Source organism: Variovorax glacialis, from assembly GCF_051216375.1.
Classification (GTDB): domain Bacteria; phylum Pseudomonadota; class Gammaproteobacteria; order Burkholderiales; family Burkholderiaceae_C; genus Variovorax.
Genome location: NZ_JBPJZT010000002.1, coordinates 615,614 through 640,494, shown reverse-complemented (window position 1 = coordinate 640,494; position 24,881 = coordinate 615,614). Strand labels below are relative to the sequence as shown.

Annotated in this window: 20 protein-coding genes and 1 tRNA gene; 10 read left to right on the top strand and 11 right to left on the bottom strand. The window is 65.8% G+C overall.

The window, feature by feature from the left end:
- Nucleotides 1-40 precede the first annotated feature (40 nt).
- The 6 genes from flhB to ACSFBL_RS07395 all read left to right on the top strand — a co-directional run bounded on the left by flhB (nt 41) and on the right by ACSFBL_RS07395 (nt 8,342).
- Entirely contained in the window at nt 41-1,183 is a 1,143-nt protein-coding gene (gene flhB / locus ACSFBL_RS07420) for a flagellar biosynthesis protein FlhB (protein ID WP_435515094.1), read from the top strand.
- On the top strand, nt 1,180-3,279 hold the full coding sequence (flhA, locus tag ACSFBL_RS07415) for a flagellar biosynthesis protein FlhA (RefSeq protein WP_435515093.1): 2,100 nt from the start codon (nt 1,180-1,182) through the stop codon (nt 3,277-3,279). Before flhB ends, flhA begins: the two co-directional genes overlap by 4 nt.
- Entirely contained in the window at nt 3,276-5,828 is a 2,553-nt protein-coding gene (gene flhF / locus ACSFBL_RS07410; RefSeq protein ID WP_435515092.1) for a flagellar biosynthesis GTPase FlhF, read from the top strand. The genes flhA and flhF overlap by 4 nt, the downstream gene beginning before the upstream one ends.
- Nucleotides 5,829-5,838: 10 nt before the next feature.
- The gene (locus tag ACSFBL_RS07405) at nt 5,839-6,714 is read left to right on the top strand and encodes a MinD/ParA family ATP-binding protein (RefSeq protein ID WP_435515091.1); all 876 of its coding nucleotides are present in this window, start codon (nt 5,839-5,841) and stop codon (nt 6,712-6,714) included.
- The gene (locus ACSFBL_RS07400) at nt 6,711-7,481 is read left to right on the top strand and encodes an RNA polymerase sigma factor FliA (RefSeq protein WP_435515090.1); all 771 of its coding nucleotides are present in this window, start codon (nt 6,711-6,713) and stop codon (nt 7,479-7,481) included. Before ACSFBL_RS07405 ends, ACSFBL_RS07400 begins: the two co-directional genes overlap by 4 nt.
- Nucleotides 7,482-7,610: 129 nt before the next feature.
- Complete coding sequence (locus ACSFBL_RS07395) at nt 7,611-8,342, top strand: DnaJ domain-containing protein (protein WP_435515089.1); 732 nt, start codon at nt 7,611-7,613, stop codon at nt 8,340-8,342.
- On the opposite strand, the gene ACSFBL_RS07390 is transcribed toward ACSFBL_RS07395, so the two are convergent.
- The 4 genes from ACSFBL_RS07390 to ACSFBL_RS07375 all read right to left on the bottom strand — a co-directional run bounded on the left by ACSFBL_RS07390 (nt 8,330) and on the right by ACSFBL_RS07375 (nt 11,650).
- Nucleotides 8,330-8,722: a ribbon-helix-helix domain-containing protein gene (locus tag ACSFBL_RS07390; protein ID WP_435515088.1), complete on the bottom strand. Its 393-nt coding sequence runs from the start codon at nt 8,720-8,722 to the stop codon at nt 8,330-8,332. The genes ACSFBL_RS07395 and ACSFBL_RS07390 overlap by 13 nt on opposite strands.
- An 82-nt stretch (nt 8,723-8,804) precedes the next feature.
- Nucleotides 8,805-9,383, bottom strand: coding sequence for a DJ-1/PfpI family protein (locus ACSFBL_RS07385; protein WP_435515087.1), 579 nt, complete (start codon nt 9,381-9,383; stop codon nt 8,805-8,807).
- Nucleotides 9,384-9,473: 90 nt separating this feature from the next.
- Nucleotides 9,474-10,661: a M20 aminoacylase family protein gene (locus tag ACSFBL_RS07380; protein WP_435515086.1), complete on the bottom strand. Its 1,188-nt coding sequence runs from the start codon at nt 10,659-10,661 to the stop codon at nt 9,474-9,476.
- An 8-nt stretch (nt 10,662-10,669) separates the two neighbouring features.
- The gene (locus ACSFBL_RS07375) at nt 10,670-11,650 is read right to left on the bottom strand and encodes a tripartite tricarboxylate transporter substrate binding protein (protein WP_435515085.1); all 981 of its coding nucleotides are present in this window, start codon (nt 11,648-11,650) and stop codon (nt 10,670-10,672) included.
- A 166-nt stretch (nt 11,651-11,816) separates the two neighbouring features.
- Between ACSFBL_RS07375 and ACSFBL_RS07370 the strand changes: the two genes are divergently transcribed.
- Together ACSFBL_RS07370 and aspA are read left to right on the top strand one after the other, a co-directional pair.
- On the top strand, nt 11,817-12,701 hold the full coding sequence (locus ACSFBL_RS07370; RefSeq protein WP_435515084.1) for a LysR family transcriptional regulator: 885 nt from the start codon (nt 11,817-11,819) through the stop codon (nt 12,699-12,701).
- A gap of 103 nt (nt 12,702-12,804) precedes the next feature.
- A complete protein-coding gene (aspA, locus tag ACSFBL_RS07365; RefSeq protein WP_435515083.1) occupies nt 12,805-14,226 on the top strand; it encodes an aspartate ammonia-lyase in 1,422 nt (473 codons plus the stop codon).
- Between the two features lie 96 nt (nt 14,227-14,322).
- Here aspA and ACSFBL_RS07360 read toward each other — a convergent pair whose 3' ends face one another.
- Entirely contained in the window at nt 14,323-15,111 is a 789-nt protein-coding gene (locus tag ACSFBL_RS07360; RefSeq protein WP_435515082.1) for a hypothetical protein, read from the bottom strand.
- Nucleotides 15,112-15,464: 353 nt separating this feature from the next.
- Between ACSFBL_RS07360 and ACSFBL_RS07355 the strand changes: the two genes are divergently transcribed.
- Nucleotides 15,465-15,827, top strand: a complete 363-nt coding sequence (locus ACSFBL_RS07355) for a hypothetical protein (protein ID WP_435515081.1) — start codon at nt 15,465-15,467, stop codon at nt 15,825-15,827.
- A 57-nt stretch (nt 15,828-15,884) separates the two neighbouring features.
- Here ACSFBL_RS07355 and ACSFBL_RS07350 read toward each other — a convergent pair.
- The 6 genes from ACSFBL_RS07350 to ACSFBL_RS07325 all read right to left on the bottom strand — a co-directional run bounded on the left by ACSFBL_RS07350 (nt 15,885) and on the right by ACSFBL_RS07325 (nt 22,622).
- Nucleotides 15,885-15,960 (bottom strand) — tRNA-Thr (locus tag ACSFBL_RS07350).
- Between the two features lie 11 nt (nt 15,961-15,971).
- The gene (locus tag ACSFBL_RS07345) at nt 15,972-16,982 is read right to left on the bottom strand and encodes a class 1 fructose-bisphosphatase (protein ID WP_435515080.1); all 1,011 of its coding nucleotides are present in this window, start codon (nt 16,980-16,982) and stop codon (nt 15,972-15,974) included.
- A 121-nt stretch (nt 16,983-17,103) separates the two neighbouring features.
- Nucleotides 17,104-19,794, bottom strand: a complete 2,691-nt coding sequence (pepN, locus tag ACSFBL_RS07340; RefSeq protein ID WP_435515079.1) for an aminopeptidase N — start codon at nt 19,792-19,794, stop codon at nt 17,104-17,106.
- Nucleotides 19,781-20,467 (bottom strand): HAD family hydrolase, encoded by a 687-nt coding sequence (locus tag ACSFBL_RS07335; RefSeq protein ID WP_435515078.1) that lies wholly within the window; start codon nt 20,465-20,467, stop codon nt 19,781-19,783. The genes pepN and ACSFBL_RS07335 overlap by 14 nt, the downstream gene beginning before the upstream one ends.
- Nucleotides 20,467-21,571, bottom strand: a protein-coding gene (gene prfB / locus ACSFBL_RS07330) for a peptide chain release factor 2 (protein ID WP_435515077.1) whose coding sequence is annotated in 2 segments (ribosomal slippage) — nt 20,467-21,489 and nt 21,491-21,571 — 1,104 coding nt in all. Because the reading frame shifts where the segments join, the coding sequence is not laid out codon by codon here. The genes ACSFBL_RS07335 and prfB overlap by 1 nt, the downstream gene beginning before the upstream one ends.
- 133 nt (nt 21,572-21,704) lie before the next feature.
- Entirely contained in the window at nt 21,705-22,622 is a 918-nt protein-coding gene (locus tag ACSFBL_RS07325) for an alpha/beta fold hydrolase (protein ID WP_435515076.1), read from the bottom strand.
- 324 nt (nt 22,623-22,946) lie between these two features.
- Here ACSFBL_RS07325 and ACSFBL_RS07320 point away from each other — a divergent pair, with 324 nt between their 5' ends.
- Nucleotides 22,947-24,878: a fimbria/pilus outer membrane usher protein gene (locus tag ACSFBL_RS07320; RefSeq protein ID WP_435515075.1), complete on the top strand. Its 1,932-nt coding sequence runs from the start codon at nt 22,947-22,949 to the stop codon at nt 24,876-24,878.
- Nucleotides 24,879-24,881 lie beyond the last annotated feature (3 nt).

Sequence of the window (24,881 nt, the reverse complement as noted above, 5' to 3'; positions counted from 1 at the left end):
TCATGAGCAGGCGTCCTTCGCCGATGCTCCTGGAGCATGAATGGCTGAGGAAAGCGATCTCGAAAAAACGGAACCCGCCTCTGAGCGACGCCTCGAAAAGGCGCGTGAGGAAGGCAATGTGGCCCGCTCCCGCGAGCTGACCACGCTTGTGATGCTGGGCACCGCCATCGGCGGCCTGTGGTTCACGGCCCAGTCCCTCGGCAGCACGATGAGTGCCGCCATGCGCCGTGGCCTGCACTTCGAACGCGCCGCGGTCTTCGATCCCTCGCAGATGATGGCCCAGACCGGGCTGATGGCGCTGCACGTCCTGATGGCGATGGCGCCGCTGTTCGCGATGATGGTGGTCGCCGCCGTGGTCGCGCCGCTGATGCTGGGCGGCTGGCTGTTCTCGGGCAAGGCCGTGGCGCCGAACTTCGGCAAGCTCGATCCCTTCGCGGGCATCGTGCGCATGTTCTCCACGCAGTCGCTGGCCGAGCTGGTCAAGGCGCTGGCCAAGTCCTTGCTGATCGGCGGCGTGGCGTACTGGGTCATCTCGAACAACCTCGAGAACGTGCTGCAGCTCATGTCGCTGCCCGTCAGCGCCGCGCTGCCGCAGACCATCATGCTCGTCGGACGCGATTGCGCGTCGATCGCGGCGGCGCTGCTGCTGGTGGCGCTGGTCGACGTGCCCTGGCAACTGTGGACCTACTACCGCAAGCTGCGCATGTCGCGCGAGGATCTTCGCCAGGAGCACAAGGAAAGCGAAGGCGACCCGCACATCAAGGCGCAGATCCGCCGCCAGCAGCAGGCGATGGCCAAGCGCCGGATGATGGCCGAGGTCCCCAAGGCCGACATCGTCGTGACCAACCCGACCCACTTCGCGGTGGCGCTGAAGTACGTCGACAGCGACATGCGCGCGCCGCGCGTGGTCGCCAAGGGCACCGACCTGGTGGCGCAGCGCATCCGCGAAATCGCCGAGGCCAACAAGGTCGCCATCCTCGAAGCGCCGCCGCTCACGCGTGCGCTCTACAAGCACACCCGGCTCGGCGACGAGATCCCGTCGGGCCTCTACACCGCCGTGGCGGAAGTGCTCGCGTGGGTCTACCAGCTCAAGCGCTGGAAGGACGAAGGCGGCGATGAGCCGCGCACGCCCAAGGACCTGCCGATTCCCGAAGCGCTCGCCTACACCGTGAAGACCGCATGAATTCCCTCGCAAGCCTGATGCGTTCGCCGACGCAGCTGTTCTCCGGCACCCAGTTCAAGGGACTGGCGGGGCCGATCCTCATCATCATGATCCTGAGCATGATGGTGCTGCCGCTGCCGCCCTTCCTGCTGGACCTGCTGTTCACCTTCAATATCGCGATGTCGGTGATGGTGCTGCTGGTGAGCATGTACACCATGAAGGCGCTCGACTTCGCCGCCTTCCCCGCGGTGCTGCTGTTCTCGACCTTGCTGCGCCTGTCGCTCAACGTGGCCTCCACCCGCGTCGTGCTGATGCACGGCCACACCGGTCCGGACGCTGCAGGCAAGGTGATCGAGGCCTTCGGGCACTTCCTCGTCGGCGGCAACTTCGCGGTGGGCGTGATGGTGTTCATCATCCTCGTGCTGATCAACTTCATGGTGATCACCAAGGGCGCGGGGCGCATCGCCGAGGTAGGCGCGCGCTTCATGCTCGACGCGATGCCCGGCAAGCAGATGGCGATCGACGCCGACCTGAACGCCGGCCTGATCGGCGAGGACGTCGCGCGCAAGCGCCGTACCGAAGTCGCGCAGGAAGCGGACTTCTACGGCTCCATGGACGGTGCCAGCAAGTTCGTCCGCGGCGATGCGGTGGCCGGCCTGCTGATCATGGTGATCAACATCATCGGCGGCCTCGTGGTCGGCGTGGTGCAGCATGGCCTGGACTTCTCCACGGCGGGCAAGACATACACGCTGCTGGCGATCGGCGACGGCCTGGTCGCGCAGATCCCGGCGCTGGTGATCTCGACGGCGGCCGGTGTGATCGTCTCGCGTGTCACCACCGACGAGGACGTTGGCCGGCAGCTTACGGGCCAGCTCTTCTCGAACCCGCAGGTGCTGTTCCTGACGGCCGGCATCATCGGCCTGATGGGCATGATCCCGGGCATGCCGAACCTGGCCTTCCTGCTGATCGCGGGCGGCCTCGCATGGCTGGGCCGGGGCCTGCTCCGTCGCAAGCCGCAGCAGGCGGCCGCAGCCGCCCAGGCCGCCGCCGCGCAAGCCGCCGCGGTGCCCGTTGCGGACACGGCCGAAGCCACCTGGGACGACATCGCGCTGGTCGACCCGCTCGGCATGGAAGTCGGCTACCGCCTGATCCCGCTGGTGGACCAGTCGCAGCAGGGCGAACTGCTGGGCCGCATCAAGAGCATCCGCAAGAAGATCGCGCAGGACATCGGCTTCCTGGTGCCGGTGGTCCACATCCGCGACAACCTGGAGATCAAGCCGAACACCTACGTCATCAGCCTGAAGGGTGTCGAGATCGGTCGCGGCGAGGCTTTCCCCAACCAGTGGATGGCGATCAACCCGGGGCAGGTCTCAGGCACCTTGCCCGGCACCCCGACGCAGGATCCGGCCTTCGGCCTGCCGGCCGTGTGGATCGACGGCAGCCTGCGCCAGCAGGCGCAGATCTACGGCTACACGGTGGTCGATGCCTGCACGGTGATGGCCACGCACCTGAACCACCTGATCCAGACCCACGCCGCCGAACTGCTGGGCCGCCAGGAGGTCCAGCAGCTGCTCGACCAGATCGCCAAGAAGGCGCCGAAGCTGACCGAGGACCTGGTGCCGAAGATCGTGTCGCTGAGCACGCTGCACAAGGTGCTGCAGAACCTGCTCGACGAGGAAGTGTCGATCCGCGACATGCGCACCATCCTCGACGTGATGGCCGAGCACGCGCCGACCGTCAAGGACGCGACGGAACTCACCTCGTTGACGCGCCTCGCCCTGGGCCGCGCGATCACGCAGCAGTTCTTCCCGGGCGACACCGAACTCCAGGTCATCGGACTCGACGGCTCGCTCGACAGCGTGCTGCAGCAGGCCATGACCAACAGCAGCGGCATCGAGCCGGGCCTCGCCGACAGCCTGCTGCGCCAGACACAGGCCGCGATCGCGCGGCAGGAGCAGATGGGGCTCGCGCCGGTGCTGGTCGTCCAGCACGCGCTGCGCGTGCTGCTGTCGCGCTTCCTGCGACGCAGCCTCCCGCAATTGAAGGTGCTCTCCCACGCGGAGATCCCTGACTCTCGCAACATCAAGATCACCGCCACCATTGGAGGAAGAGTTTGAGCATTTCTACGACAGACGTGCGGACCACGGCCCGCAGATTCGTCGCGGCCACCAGCCGCGAAGCCCTTCGCCTCGTTCGCGAGGCCCTGGGCGCCGAGGCCATCGTGCTGACCAACCGCGTTCACGCCGATGGCGTGGAGATCGTGGCGATGGCCGAGGGCGACGTGACCCAGGTGACGCAGAGCGCGGCGCCGATGGCGCCCGTCGCACAGGCGGCGCCCGTGGCACCGGCGATGCCGGCTGCGCCGGTCGTGCCTGCCGCTGTGTCGGCGCCGGTTGCACCGGCCGTGGTGACGCCCGTTGCACCGGCCATGCCCACAGTCGCGGTTGCGCCCGTCACGGTCGTCGCTCCGGCGGCGCCCACCGCAACGGCAAAGGCCGTCGCGGTGCCAGCCGCGCTGGAACCGGCCGCAGGCAGCGATGTCGTCCTGAATGAACTGCATTCGATGCGCGGCATGATCGAGGAGCAGCTGGCGAGCGTCGTCTGGAACGACAAGCAGCGCCAGGACCCCGTGCGCGGTCGGCTGCTGCGCACCCTGCTCGGCGCCGGCTTCAGCGCACGGCTGTCGAAGGCCATGCTGGAGAAGCTGCCTACCGGCCAGACCTATGCGCAGGGCATGGCCTTCGCACGTTCGGAACTGATCCGCGCGGTGCCGGTGCATGAGGACGAGGACGCGCTCCTCGCGCAGGGCGGCGTCTACGCGTTGATGGGCCCGACCGGCGTCGGCAAGACCACCACGACCGCCAAGCTCGCCGCCCGCTGCGTGATGCGCTTCGGCGCCGACAAGCTCGCGCTGGTGACCACGGACAGCTACCGCATCGGCGCCTACGAGCAGCTGCGCATCTACGGCCAGATCCTCAACGTGCCGGTCTATGCGGTGAAGGACGCGGCCGACCTGCACCTGGTGCTGCAGGACCTGCGCGACAAGCACATGGTGCTCATCGACACGGTGGGCATGAGCCAGCGCGACCGCGCCGTCTCCGACCAGATCGCGATGCTGTGCAGCAGTCATCGCCCGGTCAAGCGCCTGCTGCTGCTGAACGCGACCAGCCACGGTGACACGCTCAACGAAGTGGTGCATGCCTATCGCCACGGCGGAGGCGGCAGCGAACTCGCAGGCTGCATCTTCACCAAGGTCGACGAGGCCACGCATCCGGGCGCGCTCATCGACACCGTGATTCGCCATCGCCTGCCGGTGCACTACATCTCCAGCGGCCAGAAGGTGCCGGAGAACCTGATGCAGGCCGATCGCGCGCAACTGGTGGACAGCGTCTTCCAGCCGCGCCGCCACAACCCGCTGTTCGTGCCGGCCGAGGTCGACATGCAGGACGAGCCCGCAGGCTCGGCACCATCGGCACAGGTCGTCCAGGCGCGGGCCGAGGCCGACCGGCTTCGCCTGCAGTACCAGAACCTGATCCGCGCCATGGCGCACGACGCGCAGGAACTGGCGACCGCCGCCGGCGCGCTCGCCGGCGCGCAGATCGGCTTCGAGAGCGCGCGCCGTCTCTGGCGCAACGCCGGCGACGAGGACATCGGCCACAAGGCCGTCCTGCAGGACCTGACGGTGCATGCGCGCAGCGAGATTGCCGCCGGTTGCGACCACCACGTGCTCGCGCTGTCCGGCCAGGTCGGCCTGCGCTCGAACGAAGGCGGCGACGCGTACGAATGCCAGAGCAGCCTGCTGCTGTCGGACCGCAGCGGCGCGCCGCTGTCGGCGCCGAACCAGTTCCTTTCCACGGCGGCGACACGCGGTGGCGCCGATGCGCGGCGCAAGCCCGGCATGCGGCAGGTGCATTGGCTGCGCCAGCAGGACTTCGGCAAGGCGGTGGTTCATGTGCTGCCGCGCCTGCCCGCGATCGAATTGATGACCGAGTGGCAGGCGCAAGGCCAGAAATGGCTGGCGCGCGCGCCGGGTTCGACCGGCGTCATCGATCCGCAGACCGGCGCGTCGAGCGCACTCGCGCGCAGGGATTACGCGTTCGGCGAGCCACGGCGCGTGATGTTCCGCGGCAAGCCGGCGCTGCAATGCGAGGCGCAGGCGGAAGTCATCCTGCGGGCCGGCGCCGACAACGCCGCGCTGCCCGTGCTGCGCTGCGTGGCAACGCGCGTGATGGATGAGCGGAGCCAGAAGATCATTGCCCAAGGCTATCTGCTGTCCAACGTCGACATGCAGGTCACGGCCTGCCAACTGGCGCAATGGCAGGCCTGGGCCGCCGACGCGGACCCCTGCTTCCGGCTGATCCGCCAGGGTGTGCAGCTCGTGGGCGGCATGGGCGAACTGGGCGACCCGAACATGATGAAGCGCCTGCTGATCGCCGGCCAGGTGACCACCACCGTGTGGCGTCTCCTGAACGCGAACGGCGAGTGGGCCGATCGCACGCGCATGCTGCTGAACCAGCTGACCGGGCGGCCCGTGCGCTCCAGCCGGCCCCTGACCGGCAACGCGCTGTATGTCGGCGTGAGCAAGCTCTTCCTGCTGCTGGAGGCGCTCGGTACGGAATCGACCGCGCCCACCCAGCAAGCCAGGGCCCTGGAGCAGCAGGATTGAGGAGCACCCCATGAGCAAGCTGGTTGCAGATCAGGCCGACGGATTGCGTCGTCTGCTGTCGCACACGCCGACGCGCATCGTGGCCGTCGCAGGCATCGGTGGTGGCGACGGCGGCACCACGACGGCGATGAACCTGGGTGCCGCCCTGGTCCTCCAGGGGAAGGATGTGTTGCTGCTGGATGAGCATGGGCGCGCGGCCAAGTCGGTCTGCGGTGTCTGGGGCCTCGATCCGCTGGGCAGCCTGGCCGACGTGGTCGACAGGCGGCTGAGCTGCGAAGGCGCAGCCGCGGTGGCGGCATGCGGCGTCGGCGTCCTGCCGGCGCCGCCCGAAGCGCGCGTGGCAGGTGCCGATCCGCGGCCGTGGTGCCACGGCGGCGTGATCCTGGTCGATGCGTTGCTCGACGGCGAAGGCTGCCTGTCGCCGCTGGCCCAACTCGCGGACGAACTGGTGCTCGTTCTCAAGCCGAATGCCGCGTCGATCACTTCCGCCTACGCGGGCATCAAGCGCCTGCACTACGCGCATGGCCTGAAGCAACTGCGCTTCCTCGTCAATGGCGTCTCGGGCGCCGATGAAGCGCAGAGGATCACGACCAACCTCGCCAACACCGGCAGCCGCTACCTCGCGGTGTCGCTGGAGCCGGCGGGCTGGGTGCGCGCCGACCCGCACATGGCAGACGCGCGGCGATTGGGCGCGACCGTGGTCGAGGCATTCCCTGCGAGCCTCGCGGCCATCGATTTCAGGCGCATCGCCGCCGACATGGGGCGCTGGCCCTGGCGCGCTGCCGCGCCGCGTCGCGCGGGAAGCGTGGAGACCCCGGAGCAGGCGCGCAGCGCGGCCATGGCCTTCATGCGATCCACACCGGTGACGAGCGTGGCGGACGCATGACCCGCAGAACCGAACAACGGAAAGGACTGAACGTGTACACCGCCCAGGGAACCATTGAAAAGTCCCATCTGCTGGAGCAGCACCAGCCGATGGTGCGCCGCATCGCGCTCCAGATGATCGCCAAGCTGCCGGCCAGCGTGGAACTCGACGACCTGATCCAGGCCGGGATGATCGGCCTGCTGGACGCATCGAGCCGCTACCAGGACAACAAGGGCGCGCAGTTCGAGACCTTCGTCAGCCAGCGCATCCGCGGCGCGATGCTCGACGAACTGCGGGCCAGCGACTGGGGCTCGCGCGGCCTGCGGCAGTCGGCGCGCGGGGTCGAGAAAGCGATCCAGGCGCTCGAACATCGCCTCGGCCGTCCGCCGAGCGAAGGGGAGATCGCCAAGGAACTCAAGATCGACCTGGAGGCCTACCAGTCGCTGCTGCAGGAGATCCAGGGCTGCCAGCTCCTGTATGTCGAGGACTTCGCGAAAGGCGAATCGGACAACCCCTTCATCGACATGCATGCGCAGGAAGCCCGCAAGGGCCAGCGCGGAAGCGACGATCCGCTGGAGCAGCTGCTGGAAAGCGGATTCCGGCATCAGCTGGTGGACGCCATCTCGGGGCTGCCGGAGCGCGATCAGCTGCTGCTGAACCTCTACTACGAGGAGGAACTGAACCTGCGCGAGATCGGCGCGATCCTCGAAGTGAGCCAGAGCCGCGTGTGCCAGTTGCACAGCCAGGCCATCAGCCGCTTGCGGGCCGCCTTGAAGGATCTGCTCTAGCAATCGGACGCTGACTTCCGAAGTCAGATTTGTAAATTTTGTAGTTCTTTCGTGTAACAATGATTGACATTGTTGGAAGCGCAACTGCCAGGCGATGGGCGCCCGGCCGTGCCGATACGGAAGGACGCGATGATTTCAGCGTATGTGGTCTTGGGGATCCCCGGCAACGCCACGCCGGAGGATGTTGAAGCGGCCTACCAGCGCGCACGTTCGACGTATACGCGGGAGCGGATGGCGGAGGACGCCCGGGTCGCGGAGCAGTTGAACGAAGTCATTGACGCGCACAAGGTACTGAGCGATCCGGAATCGCGTGCCGCCCACGACCGGAAGCTCGCAAGGCAAGTCTCGGCCCCATCCATTCGACGGCACTCGGACTTTCAACCGGTCGTCGAGCAGGAGTCCGGCACACCGAGGGCCCTGGTGATCATTGGCCTGCTCGTGGCCGCGCTGTTTGCGGGCGGTTACTTCGTCCAGCATCGCCGGCAGGTGGCCCAGGAGGAACTGGCGGCCAAGGCGCTCGAAACGGCGCGGCAGCAGGCGATCGCGGAATCCGAGAGCCGGCGGGCCGCCGAAGTGGCGGCCGGCGAGCGCGCCCGGGCGGACGAGGCCGCGCAGGCCAAGGAGCGCGCTTTCCGGCGCGAGAGCGAGATGGCCCTGTCCCGTGCGCAAAGTGCCGATGCCATGAAGCGCACCCTCGACGCGCAAAGATTTGCCGCGGAGCAACGCGAGGAACAGCGCAAGGAAGCCGAGCGCGCCGCGGACGAGCGCCGCCGGATCAGCGAAGGTCAGCGAAGGGTCGCGATCGACAAGCAGAGGATTCGCGAACTCTGCTACATCAACTACCGTCGCTACGACTGCTGAGCGGCGGCGATGCCCTTGCTGCGCACCGCGCGCGCCCAGCCTCGCGGCATGTCGTGCAGGACGGCCTTGGCATCGAGCGACCGGATCGCCACCGAGGTGTCCCCCGGTATCCGGCCCTGCGCCACCATCGCCTCGTAGCGGAGCGCACTCACGCGCAGGAAGGACGCGAAATTGCCGACCTCGCCACGCGCCGCGACCAGTTCGTCGTAGAGCTTCTCGATCAGTTGCACCACGCCCATGTCGTCACGCGCGGCGATCTCCTCCAGCACCTGCCAGAAGAGATTCTCGAGCCGGATGCTGGTGACGACGCCGTGCAGCCGGACCGAACGTGTCCGGCTGTCGTAGCTCTGGGGGTCGGCGCTGATGAAAACTTCGCACATGGTCTTCTCCCGGGAAAGGGCTGGGCGCGGGTCGCGAATCGCGAATCGCGACTGTAGCGCTACCCGCCCTGGCCGCTCGGAATCAGGTCTCGATGCGCGTGCCGAGCACCTTGAGGAATTGCCCGATCCAGGCCGGATGCGCCGGCCAGGCCGGTGCGGTGACGAGGTTGCGGTCGGTCACGGCCTGGTCGACGGGGATGCCCATGTATTCGGCGCCGGCCAGTTCGACCTCGACCTGGCAGGCCGGATAAGCGGAAACCTTGCGGCCCTTGAGCAGCCCCGTCGCCGCCAGGAGTTGCGCGCCATGGCAGACCGCCGCGACCGGCTTGTCGGCGGCAAGGAAGTGGCGCGCGATCTCGACCACCCGCGTGTTCATCCGCAGATACTCGGGCGCGCGTCCGCCGGGGATCACCAGCGCGTCATAGGCCTCGGGGCGCACGTCGGCAAAGTTGGCATTGAGCGTGAAGCGATGGCCCGGCTTCTCGCTGTAGGTCTGCGCGCCCTCGAAATCGTGGATGGCGGTGTGGACCCAGTCGCCGGCCTTCTTGTCCGGCGCCACGGCGTGGACCGTGTGGCCCACGGCCAGCAGCGCCTGGAACGGCACCATGGTTTCGTAGTCCTCCGCGTAGTCGCCGCAGAGCATGAGGATCTTGCGTGTCATCGATGTCTCCTTCAAAACGTCCATTGTTCGGAAGGAGAGGCCATCGGTGGTAGCAGTCGGTTGTGACGTGGCTACCACCCGCAACACGCGTCAGCCGTTCAGGAAGCGCTCGGCCAGCAGCACCCAATAGGCCGAACCGACCGCGACGTTGGCGTCGTTGAAGTCGTAGCCGGGGTTGTGGACCATGCACGCGCCGTGGCCGTCTCCCTCGCCGGCGCCGTTGCCGATCAGCAGGTAGCTGCCTGGCACCTTTTCGAGCATGAAGGCGAAGTCCTCACTGCCGGACAGGGGCGGGCCCTGCAGCGTAACGCGATCCGCGCCCACCAGTTCGAGCGCCACTTCGCGCGCGAAGGCCGTCTCCTCGGGTGTGTTGACCAGCACCGCATAGCCAGGACGCCAGTCGATCGCCGCCGTGACGCCGAAGCTCTCGGCCTGCGCGGTGATCAGCGCCTTCAGCCGTTGCTCCAGCCGCGTGCGGACCTCGCGGTCGAGCGCGCGCACGCTGATCTCCAGCGTCGCGCCCTGAGGGATCACGTTGTTGGCCTTGCCAGCGTGCAGGGCGCCCACCGTGACCACCGCCATCTGGAGCGGATCGATGTTGCGCGACACGATGGTCTGCAGCGCCATCACGATGCTTGCCGCCGCCACGACCGGATCCGCGGTGCGGTGCGGCAGCGCGCCGTGGCCGCCGATGCCGGTGAGCGTGACGGTGGCGTAGTCGGACGAGGCCATGGCCGCGCCTTCGCGCAACAGCAGCCGGCCCTGCGGGATGCCGGGCATGTTGTGCATCGCGAAGATCGCATCGCAGGGGTACTTGTCGAACAGGCCGTCCTGCATCATCCGCAGCGCGCCGCCGCCGCCTTCCTCCGCCGGCTGGAAGATGAGGTTGAGTGTGCCGGCGAAACGGCCCCGGTGCGCGAGGTGGTGCGCCGCCGCGAGCAGCATGGCCGTGTGGCCGTCGTGGCCGCAGGCATGCATCACGCCCTGGTGGCTGCTGGCATAGGCCAGGCCGGTGGCTTCGTCGATCGGCAGCGCGTCCATGTCGGCACGCAGGCCGAGTTGACGCTTGCCGTCGCCGCGCCGCAGGCGCCCCACGACGCCGGTGCCGCCGAGACCGCGCTCGACTTCGTAGCCCCATTCCCTGAGCTTCGTGGCCACCAGCTCCGAAGTGCGGTGTTCGTCGAAGGCCAGTTCGGGGTGGTGGTGGATGTCGCGGCGCAGGCCGATGAATTCATCCGCCTGTTCGTGCAGCGCGTCGAGCAGGGTCGAGGTGGTCATGGCGGTCCTTACTGCGGTTGCAGGTTGATGGTCTTGGCAATGGCGCGGTAGCGCGCGATCTCCGCGTCGTAGAACTTCGCCGATTCGGCCAGCGTCATCGGCGAGGATGCCAGTTGCGTCTGGGCGGCCAGTTGCGAGCGTACGTTCGGATCTTGCAGGGTGGCGCCGATGGCCTTGTGGAGTCGCTGCACTACATCCTCCGGTGTGTTCTTCGGCACCATGAACCCGCTCCAGATCTTGAAGGAGAAGTCTTTCAGCTCCTTGCCTTCGCTGACAGTCGGCACGTTCTTGAGCAGTTCCGAGCGCTGCGCGCCGAGCTGGCCGATCACCTTGAGCCGGCCCTGGTCCGCCATGGCGCCCATCCCCGCGCTGTACACGAGCACGGCAAAGTCCACCTGCCCGCCGCCGATGTCCGTCAGCAGCGGTGCGTTGCCCTTGTACGGCGCGTGAATCAACTGGGTGCCGGTGCGGTGCTGCACGTCCTCCAGGATCAGGTGGTAGAGCGAGCCGACGCCGACGCTGCCATAGGTCAGCGGCTTGTCCTTCGACTTGCGGGCCAGCGCGATGAGTTCGTCGACGTTGTTCGCGGGCAGGTCCTTGCGCGCGACGAAGACCATGACCGCATCGGTCACCGGGTGGACGAGACGGAAGTCCTCCGCCTTGAGCTTGACGGCGGCGTTGGCCAGCGGCGCCAGGATCACCTCGTTGGGCGAACCCTGGAAGACGTAGTAGCCGTCGGCGGGCGCGGCGAGCACCTTCTGCGCCGCAAGTGCGCCGGCCACGCCGCCGAGGTTCTCCACGATCACTTGCTGGCCCAGTTCCTTGCCGAGCGGCGTGGTGAAGATGCGCGCCGCCGCGTCGGACGGTCCGCCGGCGGGGTAGGGAACCATCAGGCTGACAGGCTTGTTCGGGTAGCCCTGGGCGAGGGCGGTGCCTGCGGCCAGCAGCAACAGGCCTGCGGCAATCGAACGCTGGATGAACGGCTTCATGGGGCTCCTCTAGGCGCTTGCATGTGCGCCTCTTCAATGACTGGCTCGGCGACGGCGCCCCGGTGACGTGGGGTGCAGGCGCATCGTAGGAGGGCTTCAGGAGAACATCCAATGCATTGTTGTTGGGTTTAGCATTACTTGAACTCATGGAATTTCCGGGACTGTCATGACGCTGGTTCAACTCAGGCACCTGATCTCACTGGCGGAGAGCGGCTCGTTCAGCAAGTCCGCGCAGACGCTGTACATCACGCAACCGGCCCTCAGCCGAAGCATCCGCGCGCTCGAGGACGAGCTGCGCATGCCACTGTTCGACCGCGTCGGGCGGCGCAGCGAACTCACATCCTTTGGCCACGAGGTGGTCGAGCGTGCGCGCCAATTGTTGTTCGAGGCCGGCGAGCTGCGCGACAGCGGCCGGCAGATGCGCGAGGGGGAGGGCGGCGTTCTTCGCATCGGCATGGGTTCGGGCCCCGGCGCGATGCTGATGACGCCGCTTCTGATGCGCATGGCGACGAGGCATCCGAAGGTACGCGTGGTGGTCGCGCGTGGCGGCACCGACCTGCTGACGCAGGCCTTGCGTGCGCGCACGCTCGATGCGCTGGTGCTCGACGCCCGTTCGCTGGTGCCCGCGGTCGACTTGCAGGTCACCGACCTTCGCGAAATGAGGGGCGTCTTCATGTGCCGCCGCGGCCATCCGTTGACGCGCATTCGCAAGGGCGTCGCCTTCGACGCCGTGAGACGCTATCCCATCGCCTCCACGCCGCTCAGCGACGAGGTGGCCCGCAGCCTGATCGAGACCTACGGCCCCGACGCGCATCCGGAGCATTGCGTCACCCTTCAATGCGAGGAGGTCGCGAGCCTGGTCGACGTGGCCAGGCAAAGCGATGCCGTCCTGCTGGCCATTCGCGCGGCGGCGCCCGACCTGGTCGAGCTGCGGATGACGCCGCCGATCGAAAGAGTCGCGCGCTTCGGACTGGTGACGCTGCGCCGGCGCACCGAGGCGCCGGGCCTGTCGATCGTGCGCGAGCTCATTCAGGAGCTGATGCACGACTGATGCCGGCGTGGGCCGCTGCACGCGCATTTGACCGCCGGGCGGCATTCATGGATAACTCGCTTCGGAGACAACGCTCGACGCAGGGCACCAACGAAGGATCGACATGAGCCAATTCCGCATCGAACACGATCTGCTCGGCGACCGGGAAGTGCCCGCCGAGGTGTATTACGGCGTGCACACGCTGCGCGCGCAGGAGAACTTCCAGATCTCGGGCACGACCATCTCGGCCTATCCCGAACTGATCGTGGCGTTGGCGTCGGTGAAGCAGGCGGCCGCCGAGGCGAATGCCGAACTCGGCCTGCTGCCGGAGGCGAAGCTCAACGCCATCGTCGCGGCCTGCGAGGAGATCCGCAAGGGCGCGCTGCGCGACCAGTTCGTCGTCGACATGATCCAGGGCGGCGCGGGCACGTCGACCAACATGAATGCGAACGAGGTGATCTGCAACCGGGCGCTGGAGATCCTCGGCCACCAGCGGGGCGAGTACCAGTACCTGCATCCGAACGAAGACGTCAACATGGCGCAGAGCACCAACGACGTCTATCCGACCTCGCTGCGCATCGCGACCTGCTTCGCTATCGATCGCCTGCTGGTCGCCATGGACCGGCTGCGCGGCGATTTCGCCGAGAAGGCGATCGAGTTCGCGCCACTGCTGAAGATCGGCCGCACCCAGTTGCAGGACGCGGTGCCGATGACACTCGGGCAGGAGTTCTCGACCTATGCGGTCATGTTGGAAGAAGACCTGGCGCGCCTGCGCGAAGCCTCCCTGCTGATCCGCGAGATCAACCTGGGCGCCACGGCGATCGGGACCGGCATTACCGCGCATCCCGAATATGCGGGGAAGGCGCTGAAGTCGCTGGTGCGGATCACCGGCATCGAGCTCAGCACGGCGCCGAACCTGATCGAGGCAACGCAGGACTGCGGAGCCTTCGTGCAGCTCTCGGGCGTGCTCAAGCGCATCGCCGTGAAGCTGTCGAAGACCTGCAACGACTTGCGGCTGCTGTCGAGCGGGCCGCGCTCGGGGCTGGGGGAGATCAATCTGCCGCCCATGCAGGCGGGCTCGTCGATCATGCCGGGGAAGGTCAATCCGGTGATCCCGGAAGTCGTCAACCAGGTCGCGTTCGAAGTCTTCGGCAATGACCTCACGGTGACGTTTGCCGCGGAGGCCGGGCAACTGCAGCTCAATGCCTTCGAGCCGATCATTGCGACCGCGCTGTTCCGCAGCTTCAAGCACCTGACGAATGCCTGCAACACGCTGGGCGAAAGATGCGTGCGCGGCATCACGGCGAACCCTGCTCGGCTGAAGGAAAGCATCGAGCGCTCCATCGCGCTCGTGACCGCGCTCAATCCGATCATCGGCTACAAGGAAGCGACCGAGGTCGCGGCCGAGGCCTACGCCAACGGGACCAACGTGCGGGAGGTCGTGCTGCGGCGGAAGTTGATGACGGAGGCGGAGCTTGAGCAGGCGCTGCGGCATGAGGTGTTGACGCAGCCGCGTATCTACGAAAAGGCCCAGGGCAAGAGTTGAGTATCTCAGCGCCACGAGGGGCAGTGCAACTCACAGTTCACTGCCGGCGAGACGCGCAGAACTCGGCTTGGCGACCAGCACCCGGCGAGACTTTCGCTATCGCAATGAGACCGGGACGACGATTAGGTGGTACGTGACGTTGTTGTCGAAGAAACCGTCGGGGCTTTTCGCGGTGAATTGCAAAACGTGTGCGCCGGCTTTCAGTCCCTCGATCTTGACATAGTAGCCGTCGTCTGCGGCCGGCGAAAAGACGCCCGATCGCTGGCCCGCTGGCTTTTGATTCGCGCAAGGAGCCACAAAGAGGTTATCCACTGGCAACGCAACAGCGAACGGCACGGAACGGACTCTGGCAATGCCCCGAACCGCAATTCCATCTACCGTTACCGTCCTGACATTGATCTTGTCGACAATTGGTGCGAGGCCTGCTCTTATGTCGGCGACAGACAATGGATCTGTTTGTCCGCAATCGCCTGGTGTATTCACTTGAACAAGGTTTGCGACGGGGAAAAAGAGAGTCGTGCCCTGCGGAATCTTGCAATTCCGAGTGATCGTGCCGGGAGCCAGCAACCCAGCGAGAAACCAAATTGGCCCGCGCTGCCCAACCATGCACTTGTCGCCTGTCAAGTCCATGAGTGGGTTGTCAGTTGTTGGAATGGAAAGCGCCCATTGCCACCACTGCGCACTCAGCTGTTGAAATGGCGGGTCGTCATCACGCCTGCCGTCTCCCCTGTCATCACCCCTGCCATCACCCCTGCCATCACCCCTGCCATCACCCCTGCCATCACCCCTGCCATCACCCCTGCCGTCGGCCATGCCGACGGCAGGCACAATCAACGCCGATGCGACGACAAGCGCCTGACATACATCTCTCAGCACGTTCTTCATGGTGTACTCCTGTGAGGTTCAGTTGAACGAGGCGACGGCGAAACCGCAATTCAGCAAGAGAAGTTCGCTTTTGGTGGACCGGCGTTGCAAGTCAAGAGGCGGCGAGGCTAGGCCGATGAGTGATCGATGTCAATTCGACAATTAACTCTACGGCCGGGAGTAGTGTCTTCTTAGAAAGAGAAAGTGGCACGAAAGAATATTTATTCCGTCACTCAAGAGTGACACTGCGCTGAAATGGCACCAAAAGAGAATGCAATTTCGTAACTATTGAGTGACACGGGCGCTGGCGCCAACGCAGTGTTTGACGTAATGTCAAAGTCACCGACAAATAGTCGAATCGAAAGAGAGGCAGCATGTGGCGTGAAGCTCAGATCTCGATCGTATTGGTGGTACTTGCCGTAACCGTTCCATCGGCCGGATGTGCCACCATTCGCCCGCAGCAGGAAGCGGCCGCAGCGAGTGCCCGCAGCACGGCGGTGTCGGCGAGCGAGCGCTCCAACGACTCCGCGGCGGCAACGCAAGTCCAGGAGGATGGAAACCTTGGAAGGGCTGCATACACCCCGTTTCCCGAGACCCCTGCAAAGCCAGCGCGCCGAGATGCTCATGCGAGCGCGGATCAGGAAGCGAAGGAGCCCGATTTGACTATAAGCGCGCTCACCGTGCTCGCTGCAGTCGGCGCGCTGATCTATCTGGTGCGCCGGGCCTGGGCGGGCTGACGGCAGAAACAGAAAGGCCCGCTATCTTTTCGATAGCGGGCCTTGGCTTTCTGCGTTTGGTGCCGGAGAGATGAATCGAACACCCGACCTTCTCATTACGAATGAGCTGCTCTACCGACTGAGCTACACCGGCTAAGCCTACGATTATAGCGGGTCGTGATAGCCTGTCAGCCGCTCGACTTCATTTTTTGACCCCAACACAACAGCCACGCGTTCGTGGAGTTTCGATGGCTCCAGGTCGAGGATGCGTTGCCGGCCGTTGGTTGACGCGCCGCCGGCCTGTTCGACCAGCCAGCTCATGGGATTGGCCTCATACATGAGGCGCAGCTTGCCGGCCTTCTCGGGCTCGCGCTTGTCCCATGGGTACATGAAGACGCCGCCGCGCATCAGGATGCGGTGCACGTCGGCCACCATGCTGGCGATCCAGCGCATGTTGAAGTCCTTGCCGCGCGGGCCTTCCTTGCCGGCAAGGCATTCGTCGATGTAGCGCTTCACCGGGGCATCCCAGTGGCGCATGTTGCTCATGTTGACCGCGAATTCCTTGGTGTCGGCCGGAATCTGGATGTCTTCCTGCGTCAGCATGAAGGAACCCTGTTCGCGATCGAGCGTGAACATCGCGACGCCGCTGCCGACGGTCAGCACCAGCGTCGTCTGCGGCCCGTAGATGCAATAGCCGGCGGCCACCTGCCTGGTGCCGGCCTGCAGGAAGTCGGCTTCCTGCACGCCCGGTGTGTCGTCAGGCTTCTTGAGCACGCTGAAGATCGTCCCGATGCTCACGTTCACATCGATGTTGCTGGAGCCGTCAAGCGGATCGAAGAGCAGCAGGTATTCGCCTTGCGGATAGCGGTTGGGCACGACGTAGATGCTGTCCATCTCCTCGCTGGCCATCGCGGCGAGGTGGCCGCCCCATTCGTTGGCTTCGATGAGCACTTCGTTGGCGATGATGTCCAGCTTCTTCTGGATCTCGCCTTGCACGTTCTCGCTCTCGGCTGTGCCGAGCACGCCACCGAGCGCGCCCTTGTTGACGGCCTGGCTGATGCTCTTGCAGGCACGCGCGACCACCTCGAGGAGCAACCGCAACTGCCCAGGGATGAGACCGTCCTGGCGTTGCTGTTCGACGAGGTAGCGGGTCAGTGAAATCTTGTGTTGAGCCATCTTTTCCTATTTGGTTGAGGGTCACTTCAGGAGATACCGCGGAACCGGCTTTGCCGGGCCGCTGGTATCGCCCCCTGAAAGGGGGTTGGCGAAGCGACACGCAGTGCGCGAAGAGTGGGGGTTATTCAGTGAGCGCTCGGGTTACGACTTCGTGCGTGTCCTTGCTCAGATCCGGCCGCGCAGCGACGCGGGCGATGGCTTCGCGCGCAGCGCTGCGATACGGTTCGGCCAGCTTGCTCCAGCGATCGAGCGCACGCGCGAGGCGGGCGGCGACCTGGGGATTGATCGCGTCGAGTTCGATCACGCGGTCACTCCAGAACACATAGCCCGCCGCATCCGGTCGGTGCAGTGCGCCCGGATTGGCGCTGCAGTAGCTGAAGATCACGCTGCGCGCACGGTTCGGATTCTTGATCGAAAAATCCGGGTGCTTCATGAGCTGCTTCACCAGCGGCAGGATGTCGCCGCCGCGGTCCGGGGCACCGGCCTGCAGCGAGAACCACTTGTCGATGACGAGCGCTTCGTTCTTGAAGATCTCGTGGAAGCGTGCGAGCGCCTGCGCCGCCAGTGCGTGGCCGGAGGCGACCAGCGCGCTGAGGGCGTTGAAGCGGTCGGTCATGTTGCCCGCGTCCTTGAACCGCTGCAGCGTCTTGCCCGGCCACACCGTGTCGCCCGAGGCCCGCGCGGCAAGGCACAGGTGGGTCAGCGCCATGCCGGCCAGCGCGCGACGGCCCGAGGAGACGGGGTCCGGCGAGTACGCGCCGGTGTCGCGGTTCTGTTCGTAGGCCAGCTCCCATTCGGCGAAGAGCGCGGTGGCGAGTTGCGCGCGCATCGCTTCGCGCACGGCGTGCACGCGCTGCGGGTCGACGACCTCGAGCTGCTCGGCGATGTACGTCTCGGACGGCAGCGTGAGCACGAGTTCCTTGAAGGCGGCGTCGAGCGTCGGGTGGCCCAGCACGCCACGCATGGCGTCGATGAAGGCATCGTTCAGGGGCTGTTCGTTCGGGCTCGCCGGCGTGGCGATCGCGCGGGTCGCGGCACGCAGGGCGAGGCGCTGGCCGGCTTCCCAGCGGTTGAACGGATCGGGGTCGTTCGCCAGCAGCGTGAGCAACTGGGCGTCGCTGTATTCGTAGTCCAGGATCACCGGCGCGCTGAAACCGCGGAGGATCGAAGGCACCGGTTCGGCGTCGAGGCCGACGAAAGTGACCTGCTCGCCGGCGCGCGTCAGCACGAGGGTGCGCGTGCCGTGCATGGCGTTCGATTCGCCTTCGAGCTGCAACGGCAGTTCGCGCCCGTCGGCGCCCAGCAGGCCGATGTTCACGGGGATGACGAAGGGATCCTTCACCGGCTGGCCCGGCGTGGGCGGGCAGCTCTGCACGAAGCTCAGGGTGTAGGTGCGCGCAGTCGAGTCGTAGACGCCGTGCGCTGCGAGGCGCGGCGTGCCGGCCTGGCCGTACCAGCGCTTGAACTGCGGCAGCAGGCGCGCGAGGTCGGACTCGGGATTCGCATCGGCAATGGCCTGCGCAAAGTCGTCGCAGGTCACGGCCTGGCCGTCGTGGCGCTCGAAGTAGAGGGTGATGCCGCGCTCGAAGCCCTTGCGGCCGACCAGCGTCTGCATCATGCGAACAACCTCGGCACCCTTCTCGTAGATGGTGACGGTGTAGAAGTTGCTGATCTCGATGTAGCTGTCGGGCCGCACCGGGTGGGCCATGGGGCCGGCATCTTCGGGGAACTGCGCAGTGCGCAGCACGCGCACGTCCTCGATGCGCTTGACGGCGCGCGCCGAGGCGTCGGCGCAGAGGTCCTGGCTGAACTCCTGGTCGCGAAAGACCGTCAGGCCTTCCTTGAGCGAGAGCTGGAACCAGTCGCGACAGGTCACGCGGTCGCCGCTCCAGTTATGGAAGTACTCGTGGCCGACCACGCTCTCGATGTTGCTGTAGTCGGCGTCGGTGGCGGTGGCCTGGTTGGCGAGAACGTACTTCGTGTTGAAGATGTTCAGGCCCTTGTTCTCCATCGCGCCCATGTTGAAGTCGCTGGTCGCGACGATCATGAAGCGGTCGAGGTCCAGCGGCAGGCCGAAGCGGGCTTCGTCCCACATCACCGAGTTGATCAGCGAGTTCATCGCATGCTCGGTCTTGTCGAGGTCGCCGGCGCGCACGTAGACCTGCAGCAGATGCTCCTTGCCGTTACGCGCCTTGATGCGCTGTTCGCGCGCGACCAGCTTGCCGGCCACCAATGCGAAGAGATAGCTCGGCTTGCGGAAGGGGTCGACCCACTTCGCGAAGTGGCGCCCTTCGGGCAACTCGCCCTGTTCGACCAGGTTGCCGTTGGAGAGCAGCACCGGGTACGCGGCCTTGGCGGCACGCAATGTGACCGTGTAGCTCGCCATCACGTCCGGACGGTCGAGGAAGTAGGTGATGCGGCGGAAGCCCTCGGCCTCGCACTGGGTGAAGAAGGTGTCCTCGCTCACGAACAGGCCCATGAGCTTGGTGTTCTTCACCGGGCAGCAGGTGGTGAAGATCTCGAGTTCGAAGGCGTCGGGCAGGTTGTCGATCACGAGCTGGTCGACATCCATGCGGAAGGACGCGCCCTGTCCGTCGACCAGCACGCGGGCCAGGTTCAACTCGTCGCCGTCGAGGCGAAGGGGCTCGGGCGCCACGTCGGGATTGCGGCGAAGGCGCATGCGGTTGAGCACGCGGGTCTTGGCGGGGTCGAGGTCGAAGGTGAGGTCGACCGTGTCGATCCAGTAGGCAGGCGCGCTGTAGTCCTCGCGACGGATCGCGATGGGCTGGCCTTGGGCATCACGCAACAGCATCGAGTGTCTCCAGAAAGTTTGAGTTGGCTAGTTCGTTGTAGTCACGCACGGCCGCAATCACGTGCGGCCCCGCGAGTTCGGAGGCGCTGTGGGTGGTGCAGACGGCCACGGCGAGCATGCCGCCACGGCGCGCGGCCTCGATGCCGAAGGGCGCGTCCTCGAAGACGACGCAACGCGCAGGCGGCACACCGATACGGCGCGCGGCTTCGAGAAAGATCGCGGGTTGCGGCTTGCCGGGAAGGCCTTCGTCGCCGCCGACGATGGCAAGCGGCGCGGGCGTCATGCGCAGGTTCGACATCGTGAAGGCGATGTTGTGCTTGTCGCCCGCCGTGCCCACCGCGATCTTGAGACCGCGCGCCACCGCGGCCCGGTTGAAGGCGCTGAAGCCGGGCACCTCGCGGAACTGGGCACCGAAGAGTTCGCGGTAGATCGATTCCTTCTGGTGCGTGATGTCGGCGCTCTCGGTGTCGGTGACCTCGCGGCCCATCAGCTCGCAGGCGCATTCGAAGGCCGTGCGGCCGGTGGTGCGGCGCATGAAATGCGGCACGTCGATGTCGAGGCCGCGGCGGCGCCCGTACTCGACCCATGCCTTGGCATGCCAGGGCATTGAGTCGACCATGGTGCCGTCCATGTCGAAGATCAGAGCTTCCACCTTATGCGTCGGGCCGTTCATCAAACTCCTTGTTTCAACGAGGCTTCGATGAAGGCGTCGAGGTCGCCGTCAAGGACCTTCTGCGTGGCCGAGATCTCGACGTTGGTGCGCAGGTCCTTGATGCGGCTGTTGTCCAGCACGTAGCTGCGGATCTGGTGGCCCCAGCCCACGTCCGTCTTGCTGTCCTCCAGCTTCTGCTGCTCTTCCTGGCGCTTGCGCATCTCGTGGTCATAGAGGCGCGAGCGCAGGCGCTTCCAGGCAACGTCGCGGTTGCTGTGCTGGCTGCGGCCGTCCTGGCACTGCACCACGATGCCGGTCGGGATGTGCGTGAGCCGCACGGCCGAGTCGGTCTTGTTGATGTGCTGGCCGCCGGCGCCGCTGGCGCGGAAGGTGTCGGTGCGCACGTCGGCCGGGTTGATCTCGATCTCGATCGAATCGTCGATTTCCGGGTAGACGAAGATGCTGGCGAAGCTGGTGTGGCGGCCGCCCGAGGAGTCGAAGGGCGACTTGCGCACGAGGCGGTGCACGCCGGTCTCGGTACGCAGCAGGCCGAAGGCGTAGTCGCCTTCGACCTTGATGGTCGCGCCCTTGATACCGGCGGTGTCGCCCGGCGTCTCGTCCTCGATCTGCGTCTTGAAGCCCTTGCGCTCGGCGTACTTCAGGTACTGGCGCAGCAGCATGCTGGCCCAGTCGCAGGCCTCGGTGCCGCCGGCGCCGGCCTGGATGTCGACGAAGGCATTCAGCGGATCGGCCGGGTTGTTGAACATCCGGCGGAATTCGAGCTGCTTGATGTCGGCTTCGAGCTTGGCGGCGTCGTCGGCGATGGACTGGAGGCCGTCCATGTCGCCTTCTTCCTTCGACATCTCGAACAGCTCGGTGTTGTCCGAGAGCCCGCTGGTCAGCCGGTCGAGCGTGACGACGACGTCATCCAGCGACTTCTTTTCGCGGCCCAGTTCCTGGGCCTTCTTCGGGTCGTTCCAGACGTTGGGATCTTCGAGCGATGCGTTGACCGTCCTCAGACGTTCGGCTTTGGCATCGTAGTCAAAGATACCTCCGTAAATCGACCGTCCGGGCGCTCAGGTCCGCGAGGGTTGCGCCGATTTGGTTGATTTGCTCTGCATCCATGGGGTGTCCTGACGGTTTCGGGGAAAACCGTGCATTTTCTCATGGTCGACCGACCTGAGGCCGGAAGGGCGATCGGGCCGCCGCCGGACCGCGCCGGGGGCCTCTGGAATGGGCTCGGGAGGGCTCGGGGCACCTATCCGTCCAGGAAACCCTCGATCAGAGCCGCCACGCGGTCGGGCTGGTCGTGGTGCAGCATGTGGCCGGCGTCCTCGACGCAGGCGATGCGCACATCGGGCACGTTCTTCAGGCGTTCGTGGTATTCGGCGAGGGTGTAGCGGCCCTTCCACCATTGGCTGAGGCTGTCGTCCGAGGCTTCCACCGCGAGCACGGGCGCCGTGATGGCGGCGTACAGCGCGAGCATCTCGTCGCAGCGGAAGATGTGGGCGTTGATGATCTTGTGGGCCGGATCGCCCAGGATCTCCCACCGGTCGCCGCCATCCGGATGGGGCCGCGGTGCGGACCAGTGGGCGGCGAGCCAGTCGGCCTTGTCCCGTGAGAGGCGCGGGTTGGTCTTCATGAGACGACGCGCGACACCGTCGACCGCCGAATAGCTCGCGAGTGCCTTCTCGCCGCGATGCAGACTCTTCTGCTCGTCGATCCACTTCGCATAGCGCCCCGGCGCCTGGTCGGGCTCGAAGGCGGGCATGCCGAAGCCCTCGAGGTTGACCAGCCGGCGAATCCGCTGCGGCCGGACGCCCGAATATTGCATCGCGACATTGCCGCCCATGCTGTGGCCGACGAGGTCGACGGGGGCGTCGCCCGCATAGTGGTCGAGCAACCAGTCGAGGTCGGCCAGATAGTCGGGCATCCAGTAGTTGTCGACATGGCCGCCGTCCGTGAGGCCGAAGCCTCGCCAGTCGGGCGCCAGCACCCAGCGTGCGTCGGCCAGCGCATCGACCACGAACTGCCAGGAGGCAGCGACGTCCATCCAGCCGTGGAGGAGCACCAGCGGCGGGCGGGCTTGTGTCGGCTCTCCCCAGGCGCGCACGTGGTAGGTCAGGTTGCGGACGGGGACGAATTCGCTGCGGGAGGCGCGGAGGGCTTGGTACATCGGGGACGAATGATACGAACATGCCGGCGACCACGCAGTCCGGTTGACGACATGGGGCCCGGCCGATCAGCAGACGTCCGTGAGGCCTGTCCAACGATTTCCTTCGTGACATTTCCCCCAACGATGCCCTCGTAGGCGTTGTCGTGGGAATTTTCGTATGGGCTTGCGGGGCCTTGATTGATTCAATCCATTTGTGGCGGTCGATGAGTCTTGATCGTCTCGCTGCATTTCCTCGCCGAGCCTCGGCTTCCTTCTCCCTAATTCCTCGCGACTTGCCGCACACCGGCGTCGGGGGGAATTGCCAACCCTCAAATCCACACTTCGATGCGTCCATTCAACGATCCAACTTCCCGCTGTCGGCCACAGGTGGCCGGGACGCTGGCGTTGTCGTTGTCGTTGTTTGCAAGTTTCAGCGCACTGGCCGCCAGCGGGCTCGTGCAAAAGAAGGACGTGGGTCGCACTGCAGATGGCCATATCGACGCGAAGAACTGGGACGATGGTGTGACCGCCGCGCGGCTGCAATACGATGCCAACGCCTACAGGGCGAAGAGCGGCGAGCAATCGTCGATGCACGGCTATGTGGGGCTGAATGGCGGCGTCAATCTCGGCGCCTGGCGGTTCCGTCACAGCGGCAGCTTGAGCGGCAGCGACTCATCCGGATATTCCTATCAGAGCGTTCTGACCAACGTGCAACGCGGCATCAATTCGATGAAGAGCCAGTTGGTGCTGGGCGACGCCAATACCGACGGGACGATCTTCGACAGCGTGGGCGTCCGCGGCGCGCAACTGTTCAGCGACGACCGAATGTTCCCCAAGTCGCGCCGCGGCTACGCTCCCGTTGTGCGCGGCATCGCAAGCAGCAATGCCCGCGTGCAGATCCGCCAGAACGGCAAGCTCCTTCGCGAGACCACCGTGGCGGCTGGCGCGTTCGAGATCAACGATCTCCATCCGACAGACCATGGCGGCGACCTGGAAGTCGTCGTCAACGAGGCCGACGGTCGTGTACGCGTTTCGAGAGTGCCTTATGCAGCCGCCGTGAATTCGCTGCGTCCGGGCTCGACCCGCCACGCCTTCACCCTGGGGCAGTTTCGCGATGCCGACGTGGAGAGCACGCCGATGATGGCGCAAGGCACCCTGCAGCACGGCTTCAACAACCTGGTGACGGGCTACGGCGGCCTGACGGCGATGCAAGGCTATTCAGCCGGCGTGGCCGGCGTCGCCCTGAATTCCGCATTGGGCGGGTTCGGCGCGGATGTCACTTTTGCCAGGACGCAGTTCCAGGATCTGCCCGACCGCAATGGAAAAAGCGTTCGGTTGAGCTATAGCAAACTGCTCCAACCGACGAATACAAAGCTGACGATTGCGGCTTATCGCTATTCGAGCCGCGGCTACTTCTCCCTGTTGGACGCCGTCGCGATGCGCGACCTGGAACGCCGACGCTCGAAGTCTGCTACGCGTCCCATTTCGCAAGGCAAGTTGCAACTGACCTTGGACCAGAGCTTTCCCGAGGGCTATGGCTCGTTCTACGCATCCGGCTCTGCCCAGACCTACTGGAGTCGAAACGGCGTCGAGACGCAGTTCCAGATGGGCTACAGCAACACCTACAAGCGGCTGGACTATGGCGTTTCTGCGGTGAGGGAATACAACCCGCTGGCAGGCAAGTGGGATAGCCGCGTGATGGTGAACCTCAGCATTCCGCTGGGCAAGGGAAGCACCGCGGCGAAGTCGACGACCACCGCGCAGCGCGACCGAAGCGGGAATACGAGCATCCAGCAATCGCTGACGCGGGCCGCGAGCAGGGACAGTGCTTTCGCCTACGACCTGAGTGCGGGTCGCAGCAGCGGCTCGGAACGTACGACCGACGTCGCAGCGAATGTTGCCTACTCCGGTTCGATGGCTACGGTCACGGCAAACGCCAGCAAGAGCAACGCGCATTCGCAAGTTGGAGCGGGTGTATCGGGCACGGTCGTGGCCTACCCCGGAGGCGCTGCGTTCACGCGGGAAGCGGGTGACACGATTGCGATCGTCGAAGCCAAGGATGCAACTGCCGCGCGCGCTGCCAATGGCAACCGCTCCCGAGTCGGCCCGCGGGGCCGCGCGATCGTCTCGGATCTAACGCCGTACGCGACAAATCAGATCGACATCCAGCCTGGCGGTCTGACTCCGGACGCGCGCTCGAAGACCACGAAAAAGCCCGTCGCCCCGACATCGGGCGCCGTGGTGGTTCTCAACGTCGAATCGGAAAAGGCCGGCTGATCG